General features: G+C 55.9%; 7 protein-coding genes. 1 reads left to right on the forward strand and 6 read right to left on the reverse strand.

What is annotated here, in order from left to right; all coding sequences use genetic code 11:
- Positions 1-28 precede the first annotated feature (28 nt).
- The 6 genes from AB1L30_RS14450 to AB1L30_RS14475 form a co-directional block, all read right to left on the reverse strand.
- Positions 29-3,448 (reverse strand): peptidylprolyl isomerase, encoded by a 3,420-nt coding sequence (locus tag AB1L30_RS14450; RefSeq protein ID WP_367014143.1) that lies wholly within the window; start codon positions 3,446-3,448, stop codon positions 29-31.
- Between the two features lie 275 nt (positions 3,449-3,723).
- Entirely contained in the window at positions 3,724-4,056 is a 333-nt protein-coding gene (locus AB1L30_RS14455; protein WP_345085866.1) for a DUF3467 domain-containing protein, read from the reverse strand.
- Between the two features lie 181 nt (positions 4,057-4,237).
- Positions 4,238-6,484 carry a hemolysin D gene (locus AB1L30_RS14460; RefSeq protein WP_367014144.1) on the reverse strand — a complete coding sequence of 749 codons (2,247 nt, stop codon included), beginning with the start codon at positions 6,482-6,484 and terminating at the stop codon, positions 4,238-4,240.
- A gap of 56 nt (positions 6,485-6,540) precedes the next feature.
- Positions 6,541-7,482 carry an HlyD family efflux transporter periplasmic adaptor subunit gene (locus tag AB1L30_RS14465; protein ID WP_367014145.1) on the reverse strand — a complete coding sequence of 314 codons (942 nt, stop codon included), beginning with the start codon at positions 7,480-7,482 and terminating at the stop codon, positions 6,541-6,543.
- An 85-nt stretch (positions 7,483-7,567) separates the two neighbouring features.
- The gene (locus AB1L30_RS14470) at positions 7,568-9,616 is read right to left on the reverse strand and encodes an HlyD family efflux transporter periplasmic adaptor subunit (RefSeq protein WP_367014146.1); all 2,049 of its coding nucleotides are present in this window, start codon (positions 9,614-9,616) and stop codon (positions 7,568-7,570) included.
- Between the two features lie 334 nt (positions 9,617-9,950).
- The gene (locus AB1L30_RS14475; RefSeq protein WP_367014147.1) at positions 9,951-11,972 is read right to left on the reverse strand and encodes a preprotein translocase subunit SecA; all 2,022 of its coding nucleotides are present in this window, start codon (positions 11,970-11,972) and stop codon (positions 9,951-9,953) included.
- A gap of 678 nt (positions 11,973-12,650) precedes the next feature.
- On the opposite strand from AB1L30_RS14475, the gene AB1L30_RS14480 reads away from it, so the two are divergent.
- On the forward strand, positions 12,651-13,928 hold the full coding sequence (locus tag AB1L30_RS14480) for a BBP7 family outer membrane beta-barrel protein (RefSeq protein WP_367014148.1): 1,278 nt from the start codon (positions 12,651-12,653) through the stop codon (positions 13,926-13,928).
- Positions 13,929-13,979: the final 51 nt, after the last annotated feature.

The raw sequence follows: 13,979 nt of genomic DNA on the forward strand, positions 1-13,979 counted from the left end.
AACGATCGTAAGAATCCGAGGACGCGAACTAGTCGTCCTCGGAGAAGAATTGATCGACCGCTGCGATATAGAAGGTCTCGTCCAGCGGATCGCTTTGCAAATCGAGTAGACGCTCGCCTGGCAAGATCACGCTGCTCATCAGTCCTTCATCGCTATGAGCAAGCCCAGCGATGTGGCCAAGTTCGTGCATCAGCACCGAAACCAGGTCGATCTTACTCGCTGCGGCGGAAGCGATCAGGCGATTGCTTTCCGAGTCGTATTGGAACTCGGACGAATCTTGTGGCGTTGGATCGACGAACCAGCCCCAGCCGGCAGCATTGTGATCGAGATAGATCGTGTTGCCGACCGTCTTGGCCAGTTGACTGCCATCCAGGTCGACAATCTGAATTGTCACGACCTGGGCGTCGCTGGTCAGCGAAGGCGAAACCACGCTGTTCGGCAGGTTGCCGGTGACTTGTTCGACGACCGACTGCGTCAGCGACTGGGTGACGGGGACGGCGGCCTGAATCGGAGCCAGGATCAAGTTCGAACTTACGGCATCGAAAACCGCCGACACCATCTGGAAGGTGTTGTTCAGGCTATCGAAACGCGAACCCATTGCCTGTAGAAACAGCGTGTAGTCGTCCGAACTGGCCGTGGCCGAGAGGTCGAAGTCGACGAAAGCGGAAGCGTTCTCGTTGCCGTAGCTTTGCCAATAGGTACTGAAGTCGGTCAGACCAACTTTACCATCGTCGTCCAGATCATAGATCATTGGGACCAGCTTGGTCGCGACATCGGTATCGAACGAAGGAGTTGCGACGCTTCCCACCCCATCCACCGTCAGCGAGACATTCGTCATCGACGTGAGGAAGTGGTCGAAGCCAACGCCGAGCGATTCACCTACCGAGGCAACGTCGATCCCGTTGGCAACCGGTACAAACTTAATTCGACCAAGCAGCACACGTCCACCGACACCAAAGTCGTCGATCGACGACGTTGCGTCGAGGCGAACGTACCCGAGGTTGTTGCTCAGCGTCGTCGCGCCACTATTCTGGAAGCCTTCGCCGATGATCAACGTGCTCGCGCGGTAGACCGTTGGATCGAAGTTCAACTGGGCCGATGCGGCGGTAATGCCATTGCCACCGGTACCATCCGGAGTCACCCAGACTTCCAGCCAGAACGAATCCCATTCGCCAATCACTGCATCGCTTTGCGGCAGGCTATCGACGAAGCCATCAACCTCGGTTTCGGTAGGCGAAGTAACTGCGGAGATCGAGAAGTTCGAGACTTCTCGCACGTCGACCGTCACTGTAGCCGTCGAAGTGAACTCGCCGTCGTGGATGGTGTAAGTGAAGGTGTCGGTGCCGGTGAAACCATTTGCCGGAATGTACTGCACCTGATCGCCCGAAACGGAAACTGTTCCGCCAGCATTCGTGCTCAACGAAGGGAGCGAGATGATCAACGCATCGTTTTGCTCGTTGACCGCGCCACGATCGTCATTCTTCAAAACGGGCAGCAGTGTTGCCCCCAGCGGATCGGCATAGAAGAAGTCGGCATACGCCTTCCCTTCGTCGTTCACCGGTGCCACGATCAAGCTGACCGTCGCCGGCGAACCATAAAGGCCCAGCGTGTTCATGACTCGATACTGGAACGTGACCGTGCCGTTGAAATCTTTGGCTGGCGTAAAGGTGAAGTCGCCGGTCTCGCGATCGATGGTCAGTTCGCCATTAGCTGGCTGCGACAAAACCTGCACGCTGGAAGGGACGAGCGTTCCAGTGCCACCAGTGTCGTTCGACAGCGGATTGAACGTGATCGGCTGATCTTCAGTCGCGTTGATGGTGTCGTTGTTCAGCACCGGGTTGTTACCGACATAGACCATGATCTGTTGGTAATCGAGGATGCTGGTCGTCGGCGATTCGACTTCATCGGAAACAGCGACGTAGATCGAGTAGGTCCCCGGAGCGAGCGAAACGCTGGTGTTGATCTGCAGCACGCCGGTCGTTGGATTGACCGAGAACGTCAAACCGGTTGGGGGCGTACTAGCCGTGTAGAAGGTGACCGGGTCGCCATCGACACTGTTGGCGGTCATCTGGTAAGTGTAGCTTCCGCCTGGGTTCAACGTGACGTCTGGAATCACATCGAGGAAGGCGTTGTAGTTCTGCGTATCGGTGACCGCACTCACCTGGAAGGTTCGCGTCAGCGTGTAGCCATGTCCATCCGAAACGGTCACGGTCACGGTACCAGAAGCCAGCGCTTCCGGAATCTTCAGACGCAGGACGCCGTTTTCGGTATCGGTAAAGATCTCGACCTTTTCGAGTGCCACATCATAGGTGGGACGATAACCGTTTGCCGATGTCGAAGGAGTCCCGCTGATCGCCTGGCGAGCTGCTTCCCCTTCGGTTAGAAAACCGAACACCGAGTGATTGAAGTCGAGGTGGCTCTGGTCACCTTCGGTGATGAAGAATTGCGAGTTGTTCGAATCGTCGTAGTTTGGCTTGGCGAACGAGAGCATCCCGGTGGTGTTGTGCCGCAAGTCAGGATCGAACACGTCGTCGAACTCTGGCAAGTCGGAGCCGCCAGAGCCATCGGGGTTGCTGCCCGCATCACCACCCTGGATGACGAAGCCGTCGATAATTCGGTGGAAGATCGTTCCATCGTAGAAGCCTGACTCGGCCAACTGAATCACCCGCGAAGTCGCCAGGTTGGCCTCATCTTCAAACAGGTAGAACTCCATCGGACCAAAGCGATTGGTCGTAATTCGCATACTGCGATTACCAGTCAGCACTTGAGCCTGAATGTCGCCTGACGAGGTCGAGACGGTGTAGGTCAGGTCGTAACCTTGCGGCGAGTAGCCATCGAGCGCGATGTGGTACGACTGGCCAGCCTTCAGATTCAACTGGTCTGGAATTTCGGCGAAGTAAAGAGGCTCGGCTTGTGGAATCGTCACACCGGATCGCTCGATGATGACATCGAGATCTTGCGTGTCGATCAGCCGGGTTCCGTCCGGGAAGATCCAGGTCGGATAGGCGGTGATATTGTAAATGATCCCAGCGGTCGATTGTCCATGCGCAGGTGTCGAGGCTTCAACGTAAGGCAGGTAGGCGGCGCCGTCGCCAAACATCTCTTTCTGGTTGGCACATTTGGGACACCAACTGGCACCAAAGAACAGCGTGCCGGTTTCGGCGATTGCCTTGGCCAAGGCGATCATGTCGACATTTTCATAAGTCACGTTGCCGACCGTGATCGATTCGCCTTCCAGCGTTGCGGCCTCGCTCGCCGCTGCCGCATCGAGCATCTGACGGGCTTCTAACTGCTGGCCGTAGTACTTTCGATCGGCCCGTTTACGGCGGGCCAGGGCAGGGCGCAGGGCGAGTCTTTTGGCCACGAAGCGAGAGAGAGCTACGGCGAAAAGCAGTAGCCCCAAGACAATCATCGTGGCAGTAGCGACAGGGAGCAAAGCGTCGGTCATAAATCAGAATCGCTGTCGATGCGAAGCAGGGAATATGTCGGCCTGGCGAGCCTTAACCCGGCCAGTAGTAGTGATATATGGCAGTTCAACCAGGAACTTCCATGGTAGTTACGCCCCAGGAAGATACCAATCAATTTGGTGCACATTCCCCAGGGACAGACCTTCCCGCGAAGGATTTTGACGCACCAGCTTCCGATTCCGTTCCAGCTTGCGCAAAAAAAACGCGGAACCTGTTTCCAGATCCCGCGTTAGCAGTTCGTGTGACCGCGTTTCAACTAGCTTCCGGCAGGACGCTGGGCCGAAGGGATGACACGCTTTTGGATGTCCGTTTCCAGGTTGCCGAAGGCTGCTTCATGACGTTGAACGGCCATGTGCAGGGCACCCAGCATACGCTTGGCGGTATAGTAGTTCAGAATGATTCGCTGCGAGACTTTGATCTTCTCTTGCGACTGGGCCATCGGCTGAGTATTCAGACCGAAGTCAATGATCAACTCTTCTGGGGTACCGGTCACGCGACAGAAGTTGGCGTAACACGCAATGGCATCCGATTCATCGAGTTCGACCTGCTTCGGAGCAGTTGGTTGAGTAGGTTCAGGGGCATCCGACATGAACAATGTCTCCTAGAGATTGAAAAGTTACCTTGACGGTATTGGGCTAGTTTAGTCAGGGCCCCCGTCCATGAAGCTGTGCAAATGATAGTTTGGCACATCATCTGTGGGCATCAACCGGCCCTAATCGACAGAATCGAAACAACCGGACGAATCTTCGCAACAATGCGCAAGATGGCGACTACAGGTAGAAGTGGAACGTTCGCGAGATGTATCGCCAGGCACGAATCCCCAGCGGTTCCCACTGAACCCACACCTTCGCCCGACCTCGCATCCCCAGCTTCAAGCCTTGCTCTCCTTCGGCCAATGGAACCTGGGCAGGGAAGGTGGCGTTCTGCGGACGAAGCCGACCGGTCTCTTGATCCGAGATCGCAGGCAGGTCCCCCCCTTGCTGCGTGCTGAGAGCTGGTGGAATGAATTCCACTTCTTTGCTACCCATCACGGCGATGCGTCCCTGAAAGGTTCGCCCTGGGAAGGCATCCAGCTTGATCTCGACCTCTTGATCGAGGTTGACCAGTTCGATGTGATCCTGATCGATGTACAGCACTACTTCCATCTCGTCCGCGTTGCCGATCTGGCAGATCACGTCGCTGCTCGAAAGGTGAGCGCCTTGATTCTTGGTTTCAAAGATCGAGCCCGACCATTCGCCCAGGCGGCCGTCGTTTCCACCATGTGCCGACTTGTCGGGAACCGGAAACACAGTGCCCTCGATTGGGGCAGGCACGTCGATCAAGGCAACCTGTTGGCGTTTCTTTTCCAATTGCTGCTGAACCGACTTCAACTGCTGAATGACTTCGACGTAGGCCTGTTCGACTTCCGAACTTTCCGTTGCTCGTAGTCGCTGGCCGTTGAGCGCCTCGGACATATAGGCAAGGCGTTCCCCTTCATGCTCGAGTTCGGTCAGTTCCAACAACAGATCGATGTTGGTTACGCGAGCCAGCTTGGTTTCTTTGGTGACATACTGACCTGGCTGGACCAGCATCTCTTCCAGTTCGCCAGGCACAACAACGAAAACACTTTCGGCGTTGCGAGGTTGCACTTCCACCGGGCACTTCACCCATTGAGGGACGGGAATGTAAATGATTCCCGCGATCAACGCCGCCACGGCCGAGGCGGTGATCAAAACATTCTTCCGCTTCACCTGTGACATTCTCCCAGGGACATACAAAAACTTGCAAAGCTGATAGATCGGCATCACCACCAGGCCATACACACCAGCCAAAGCGATCATCTGACCGATCACCTTCAAGCCGTACGGCTCGAAGACTTGATTTAAGAACAACATGATCGACGCGGTCACGATCAAACGATAGATGTTCGACGCGACCGTGTACAAACCGAAGAAAAACTGATTGCGTTCCGGCAGGAAAGGATCTTCCGGCAGTTCCATCCCCAGGAAATACTTCGACATGTAGCGATGCAGCACGCTGCTGGCCTTCTGACGAAGGTTCGGCACTTCCATGATGTCCGACAAGATGTAGTAACCGTCGTAGCGGAGCAGGGGGTTACCGTTGAAGATCACCGTGCTGACCGAGCTGACGAACATCACCTGCAGTGCCAGGTGATTCAACAAGCCAGGCTCGCTGAACCACCAGATGAACGTGGCAATCGAGGCCAGGATCACTTCGACATACATCCCTGCCGCACCGATCATCGCGCGATGCCATTTGTTGGGCAGCATCCACGAGTCCGACACGTTGCAGTACAAGCAAGGCGTCATGACCAGAAACATCACGCCCATTTCGTGACACTCGCCGCCATACCTTTTGCATGACAAGCCGTGGCCGAATTCGTGACAGACCTTGGTGACCGCCAGCACCGAGCCCAGCAACAACCAGTTGGAAGGGCCGAAGAACTCTTGGAATGAGGGAAGTCGTTGCCGGAAGACATCGTGCTGAACCGAAACGAGCGTCACCGCGGACAAACAGAGCAGTGCCACCAGAATCATCGCCGGCGTGGTAAACAACCAGCGGGTGACCGGGTTCATCGCGGTCAGTAGTTTATCGGGATCGATCCCCTTGAAACGAACCGCCAGGATGTTCGACATCAACTGAACGGTTTCTTTCCATTTGCGTTCGTCCCGACGTGCCTTCAGTTGGCGACCTTGTTCCATCGCCCCGGTAATCACCAGGCCGCTACGGTGCAGGGTACCAATGAAATGCTGCAGGTCGGTAAAGCTGATCTTCTGCGGAGCGAACTCTTTCTCGAATCGCTCTTTGATGTCTTGCAGCGACGTCTTGCCGTCGAGCATGTTGAGGATCGCGTACTCTTCTTCCTGAAAGCGGAAGTAGTTCAATCCCAACGGCTCTTTCACCACCCAATAGCCGCGTCCCTGATAGGTATGCTGCCGGGCCGTCAAGTCAGGCCGCACCCGAAGCGGGAGCGCTCGACTACTACTGGCAACCAGGCTGTCTTGAAGACTGACCAACGTTCAAATCTCGGGGATAGGAGAGGGGTGAAGATCGACGACCGGTACCAGGTGGTTTACTTGCGTTCGGCGTCGAACAAGGCGCTGATGGTCGACGGACGATCGAGGTGCACCGTCACCGTGGCCACATCCCCTGGGAACAACATCCACGAGGTCGACGAAGGACGGTTCTGAACTTCGGCGGTGAAGTCGAAGTGACCGGTCGCGTCGATTTCTGGGCTGGCGAAGACCACCGTTCCCTCGAACGTGACCATCCCGCCAGGGGTCGAAGCTTCAACCGTCACGGGCTTGCCGATCACCATGCCAGGGACGAACTTGTCGGAATCGAGCGAACCATCGACCTTCAATCGCTTCAGGCCAACCACTCGCATCAGCGGATCGCCAGGGCGAACCCATTCGCCAGCATGGCGATACTTCTGCACAACAACGCCATCGATGGGCGACGTCACTTTGCACTTGTCGATGACCATTTGGGCAGCTTCCATTTCGGCCTGAGCTTCGCCAGCGGTCATGCCGGCGACTTTGTAGTTCATGTCGGCCTGTTCCGCTTGCAGGATCGCTTTCTCCCACTGCAGCTTCGCCTTTCGAATGGTGATCTCGGCGATCGCGCCTTTCACACCCTTATTGGCGGCTTCCAATTGTTCAAATTCAGCCCTCGAAACTTCAGCCGCTTTCGCAGCGTACTTGATGTCAACTTCGTTCGTTGCTTGTTCGGTGGCCTTGTCCCATTTCAGCTTGGCGATCTCGCGCTGTTTGACCGGAATGGCATCGTCGATCTGGGCGATTTCAAAACCCTTGGTGACATAGTCCCCACGTTCCACCGGGATGTCGATCAGCACGCCGGTCTCTTGAGCCGGAACGTTGACTTCGTCGATCAACGAAACGAGACAATGCTCGACGACCACTTCCGACATGGGCCTATTGGCCGGCGTCTGAGCGGATACTTGTCCGGTGATCAGCAGCAGGCTGGCGATCGAAAGGGTTGCGAACTTGAACATGGCTTCTTACCTCGTGCAGTACAAAGCCCGCGCTCGTGTGCGGGTCGAAAAATATCGGTAGGTCGCATCGGGGGCGATGCGTTATTTAGAACAGGACGCGAGATTCAACAAACTCGAACAGTTCATGGAACCATGTGTAGCCCAGCGGAGCCGTGCCACAGTGAACCTTGGCCGTGGCTGTCGCCCCGGCTCGCAGGTGATGAATGTCTTGCTTGTCGATCGCCACCTTCAGCTTCACGATCTGCCCTTCGGCTTGGTCGGGCTGGGCCAATCGCTGAATCTCGGTGACGTGACCGGTCAACTGACGACCAGGATCGCTGGCCATGATGTACGTCACTTCCAACTGTTCGGAATCCGGCTGATGCTCCAAGGCATACTGAATGTGCTGGATCCGTTTCTCGGGCATGCGAATTTCGAGAATCCATTCCTGCGTCGGGTCGATGACGGTCATCATCACCTGACCAGGCTGAACCGGTCGCTGCATCAAGTTATCGCGAACGTCCCAGGTCACCACTTCACCTTCGATCGGGCTGAGCACTTCCAGACGCTTCATCTTCTCTTCCAGCAGCAAGACCTGATCGTTCAGGTTGTCGTACTTCTGGCGAGCCTGCCCCAGATCGATGGTCAACTGCGTGGCGTCGGCTGCATTGCGCATCGTTTCGGGACGACGCTTGCGGAACTCCAGAGCCTGGAGCGTCGAAGCGGTCTTTTCACGATCGCCGATCAACTGCTTGTACTGACGTTCCAGTTCGGTGTTACGAAGTCGCGCGACGAGTTGTCCTTGAGCAACATGGTCGCCGTGGTCGACCGGTACTTCAATCACTTCACCTTCGACATTGACGAAGACGTCGCGTTGCACGACAGGTGTCAGCGTTGCCGCACCCGATACTTTGAATGGTGCCGGAATCAAAAACAGAGCCGCAATCACCGCGGCAATCGCAGCAATCACCAACACGGTCTTGGGCAGATTGCGTGCGGTCACTAAGACCTTCGAGCGACCCAGCAGACGCCAGACCGGCGTAAGGGGAATCGAGTTGTAATCAATCGCGTTGGCGAGTGCTCGGCTGCTGTGCTCCGAGATCAGCTCGACCCCTTTCGAGAATTCTTCCTGCTGCGAGCTGTCTTCGATCTGCTCGACCACCAGGGCACCCAGGATCTCGCCCTGGAACTGGCGTTCGAGTTCTTCGTCTTCACGCTTCAGGTTGTCGGTGGCATGCTCCGGACGTCGCAGCGGAATGACGGCGATCGTTTTGGTATGTGATTCGTCGACGTAGTTATGAACGGCCGTTTCGAGCTGCGGTGAAAGATCTTCAGTCTGGCCGTTAAACCAGAACGGTTCGCCCGTTTCGATCACACGCGAAGCAAGCTTGCCAAGCAACTGTACCTGGCTGGATCGAGCATCGAACACGTCCTGACCGCTGACCGCTTCGACCTTCCAGCTTCCGCGACGCAGCACCACCGAAACACGGTCGCAACCAATCAGGCGACGCCCTTCGTTGGCGATGGTGTAAGCCGTCTGACGAAGATCGAGGTTTTCGTGAACGGCTCGGCTGAATTGTTCGATCTTCGACCACAACGATTGACGATCGTTGAAGTCGGCCAGCTTGCGGGTCTTGAACCAGTCGGTCGCCAGCCCGCACATCTGTTCGAGAAAACGGAGATAGCCCCGCTGGCTATTGGGTGCCGAGTTAGGGCGTTGAAAGATTTCGATCACCCCTTCGACTTTGTTTTCGACCTGGATCGGAGCAATCACCAGCAGTTGATTGGTCGGGTTACCGGCCGAGCCTTCTTCGGCGCCGCCCGACTGAGGTGCCAGCAACTGGGCTTCGGCACCTTTGAACATCGAATCGATCAGACGAAGGTGCCGAACACCTTCTTCACCATTCGGATCGACGAGTCCCCGGCTGAGATTAATTTGGTAGATCAGTTGTGGACGACGCTGATCGTCGTAAATCCAAGCAGCACCACCAACGGCAGCCAAGGCCGACACCACCTTCGGCAATACATCTTTGAAGTACTGCTCGGGGGGAACGTCTCGTTTGGAAAGCTGCGCAATCTCCTGAATCAGACCTCGAATCTGCTTCTTGGTGCTTTCGAGGGTCTCGGGATTCACGGAAGAGGGCTCAGTGGACATGCCGGGACTATTCATATTGAGATTTGAAGGTTAAAGGCCGATCGATTTGCGATCGTAGAATCCTACGTTTCACCATAACAAGGGACATCACAATCGAAAATCTTGAATGCTGAAAAGGGGTAAACCGGCGACGCTCTGCGGCAGGATTTGACGATTGGTGGGGTCGTATCGCCGTTGAACTGTACTCTACCCGAGGCTCATTTGTTCGCGACGGGGTAAGAAGTTACGGTAATAAAGCAGAGGTACCGAACAGGCATTTCGTTGTCGGTAGGCATCATTCGACGGATTCCGATGCTTCTTCGTTCCATCACGTCGCAAACGCACATCACACTGGCTAATCTGGCGAATCCAGATAAGGATCTTGCCCCATTTCTCGATGCATTTTCTTTCGCTGCTTCTCGTGATAAAGCAGCACTTTACGATCACCGAAGTGTTTCCGTTCGATCTTGCGCTGGGCCTTGCGGAACAAACCCGCATAGGCAGGGAGCTCGCCCTGCCGATTTTTCCCATACTCGACCATTTTTTTGTAGCGCTTCGGTCCGAATCCGACCAGCAAACAATCGTCGTCCAACGCCATGAACTGCCGTGTGCTGCCTGGGTCCCCCTGACGACCGCAACGACCGACCAACTGTCGATCGATTCGGGCCGAGTCGTGGAGTTCGGTGCAAATGACATGCAGCCCACCTAGCTCGTGGACACCTTCCCCCAGCTTGATGTCGGTACCACGGCCAGCCATGTTCGTGGCCACAGTTACTTTGCCAGGCTGGCCTGCTCGCGACACGATTTCTGCTTCGACGGCAACCTGATGCGCGTTGAGCACTTCGTGCTCGATCCCAGCTTCAGCGAGCAGTTTGGAAAGGTGTTCGCTCTTTTCGATCGTGCGGGTACCGACCAGGACAGGGCGTCCTTTCGTATGCACTTCGCGAATCTCTTCAACAATCGCCGCCCACTTCGCTTCACCATTGCCGAATACGCGATCTGCCAGCAGCTTCCGCTGAGGAATTCGGTTGGTCGGGCACTTGATCACGTTCAGCTTATAGATCTTCTTGAACTCCCCTTTGGAACTCGCCGCGGTGCCGGTCATTCCGCCCAGGTGCCGATAACGGAGAAAGAGGTCCTGCACTGTGATTCGGGCTGCCTGGCCAGTCGCCACCGTGACTTCGACTCCCTCTTTCGCCTCGATTGCCTGGTGAATGCCGTAGCTCCACTTACGACCTTCCGCGATACGGCCGGTCGATTCGTCGACAATCACGACTTCGCCATCGCGAATCACGTAGTGCTGTCCGGAATGGAAGTCACGTTTCACTTTGATCGCTCGTTCGACGTAGTCGTACAAGTCGACCAGGCCAACCGTATCGAGCAGTTTCGGCTTCGGAATCTGTCGGACCAGCATACGGCCGGAAACGTTCAGCTCGACAGCCTTTCGGTCGTGTTCATATTCATAATGTCGGTCTTCTTCGAATTCGCGTTCGGCGAGAGCCGCCCACTGGTGACATGCCACGGCCACCTTTTCCGCTTCACCAGGGATCGAACTGATCACCAGCGGTGTACGAGCGTCGTCGATCAACACACTGTCCGCTTCGTCGACCAGGGCAAAGAAGTGTTCGCGTTGGACTGGCTCTTCGTTCTTTTGCGACTTTCCTGCTAGCAGCGGCCCGAGAACGCCGAGACCTTGTTCACGCGTCTGGCGAATCAGAAGGCGATCGCGGAGGAAGTCGAAGCCAAATTCTTTCGATGTCCCATAGGTGATGTCGCATTGGTAAGCTTTTCGCCGTTCGTCAGAAGACATTTGGGATTCGATGATCCCGACCGACATCCCCAGCATCTTATAGACCGGCATCATCAGCTCGGCATCACGAGCCGCCAGATAGTCGTTCACCGTGGCAACATGCACCCCTTTGCCTGGCAGTGCATAAAGATAGGTGGGAAGGGTGGCGGTCAGCGTCTTACCTTCCCCGGTCTCCATTTCCGCGATCGAGCCATCAAACATGATCATGCCACCGATCAACTGCACCTCGTAATGGCGCATGTTCATCGTGCGGGCACCGGCGATTCGTACCAAGGCGAACGCTTCGGGCAGAAGCTTGGCCAAAGACTCACCACTTTTGGCCCGATGCCGCAAACCAAGGCTGTATTTGCGCAGATCGCGATCGGAAAGATCTTTGAGCTCGGCCTCGAATTTATCGATTAGCGGCAACTTCGAGATATAGCGAGCCAATCCGCTGCGGGTGACCTGAGAACAGATCGACCGAAGCGAGTCAGTCCGGAATGTCCGTGGCGCCCCCCGTTTAGGAGGCTGCGGCGATTCCTGCGTCGAGGTTTCGGGGGGATCCAAAGTCTGCTGCTCAGTTTCCAACGGGACGGTTCCTACGGTTTCGTGGCCACATCGTTTGTGGGTTCAGGCCCTCTAATGATAGACCTCAACAGATTTTAGTATGAAAGACAACCCTTGCCGTTCCCAACAATCCGCTTGTTGAATCGACAGAATTGCCAAAGTTGATGCCACAGGCCTGACGAATAACCGTCAAACTTTGCGCAGCTCTCCTATCTATTGTGTTCGAACCATTCAAACGCCACTCTGGCTCTATCGATTGGAGAATTCCGTTTATACGGATTGCACCCGGCTTTTTGCTTAACCGGCACACTACGAATGGCCGACATTCCTAATACGTCCGGAATAATCGTACGCGGACCGTTGGAGCGCAGGGCTAGCGTCCTGACTACAGAAACCACTCCGCCCGTGGAAACCGGTCTCGTGATGAGGCCGTGCTCTTCGTTGGCTATTCGATTTTGGATGTCCATAAGACGCAAGCGGTAGCTCTTGTTACTCCTTCCGAACTACGGAACGAGGCAGGGCCTTGGGAGCGACAGCATTAGTTTGCGAGCACACAACATGAAGCTTAACTACTCCACCCTAGCTTTCTCGATCGTCGCAATGGTTCTCGGAACCGGTCGATCCTATGCCCAAGAGGGTTACGCGCCGATGGGATACCCTTATCCCACGGGCAACCCCGCTCCCTACGATCCTGCTGGAATGCAACAACCAGGAATGATGCCACCCGGCATGCAGGCTGGTTACGCTCCACCGGCGATGATGGGTGCACCGGGTGCCATGCCTTACGCTCAGATGGCTGCTGCCCCGGGTGGCGGAACCATGACGCCAGGCATGCAGTACGCGGGCATGGATCCTGCCTCGATGTACGAGCCTGCTGGCGATTACGTTCAGTATGAAAACGTTGCCGGCATGCCGTGCGAAGATTGCGGAGACGGTTGTGCTCTGCCGCCGCGAGCTTACGGTACCTTCGACGCGATGATGGTCTGGCGTAAGGGTGGCAACTACCCAGCGATCCTGACTACCAGCGATCCGGCCGACCTCGGCGTTCTGGGGCAGCCTTCGACCCAGGTCCTGTTTGGTGCCGGCAATGAAACCGATGGCCCAAGCATCGGCGGTCGTATTACGCTCGGCTTGTGGCTCGATGACTACCAGAACTGGAGCGTCGGTGGCCGTTTCATGGCATTGGAAGAACAGAGTCTTGGCTACACTGCCACTTCGGCTCAGTACCCAACGCTGGCCTACCCATTCTTCAACACCAACACGATGATGCAGGACTCGAATCTGGTGGCTTTGCCAACCAGCCCGAACTTTGCCAACAGCACGGTGAACATCGAGAACCGCAACTCGATTTACATGGGCGACTTCTTCGTCACCAAGCACATCTATACCAACCACGGCAATCGCTGGGACTTCGTCACTGGTTATAGCTACGCCAAGATCGAAGACAACTTGTACAACAACGCTTCGTTCGAGGTTGTCGCGGCTGGCGGTTCCGGTTTCACCAACGGCGATATCGTTGCCTATAACGATGCGTTTGAAGCAACCAACGAGTTCCACGGTGGTCAGTTCGGCTTGATTGCTGAATTCCAGGACGGCCCGCTGAGCTGGCGAGCCATGGGTAAGATCAGCGTCGGTAACATGCGTCAGGAAGCGACCATCAATGGCTCGCGTACCATCAACGGCACCCCGGTCGCCGGTGGTGGTGTCTACGCTTTGCCGTCGAACATTGGCTCGTACGATCGCGACCAGTTCGCTTACATCCCAGAAGCCAACGTCGAAATGCTGTACGCTTTGAATTGCAACCTCGACTTCAAGATCGGTGCGACCTTCATCTACTTCAGCGACGTGGTCACTGGCGGCACGATGATCAACACCAACATCGATCCAAGCTTCGGTGGCACCGACCCAACCTTCCAGTTCCTCGAACAGGAATACTGGGTTCTCGGCATGACCCTCGGTGTTGACTACCACTACTAGTGGAAACGCTCTTCACCGAGCTTAGCAACGAACAAAAAAAGCCGGCGTCCT

The organism is Bremerella sp. JC817 (assembly GCF_040718835.1).
Taxonomy (GTDB): Bacteria; Planctomycetota; Planctomycetia; order Pirellulales; family Pirellulaceae; genus Bremerella.

Coding starts and splice junctions, on each gene's coding strand:
- AB1L30_RS14450 (WP_367014143.1), bottom strand. CDS start 3,448: ATGACCGACGCTTTGCTCCCTGTCGCTACTGCCACGATGATTGTCTTG.
- AB1L30_RS14455 (WP_345085866.1), bottom strand. CDS start 4,056: ATGTCGGATGCCCCTGAACCTACTCAACCAACTGCTCCGAAGCAGGTC.
- AB1L30_RS14465 (WP_367014145.1), bottom strand. CDS start 7,482: ATGTTCAAGTTCGCAACCCTTTCGATCGCCAGCCTGCTGCTGATCACC.
- AB1L30_RS14470 (WP_367014146.1), bottom strand. CDS start 9,616: ATGTCCACTGAGCCCTCTTCCGTGAATCCCGAGACCCTCGAAAGCACC.
- AB1L30_RS14480 (WP_367014148.1), top strand. CDS start 12,651: ATGCAACAACCAGGAATGATGCCACCCGGCATGCAGGCTGGTTACGCT.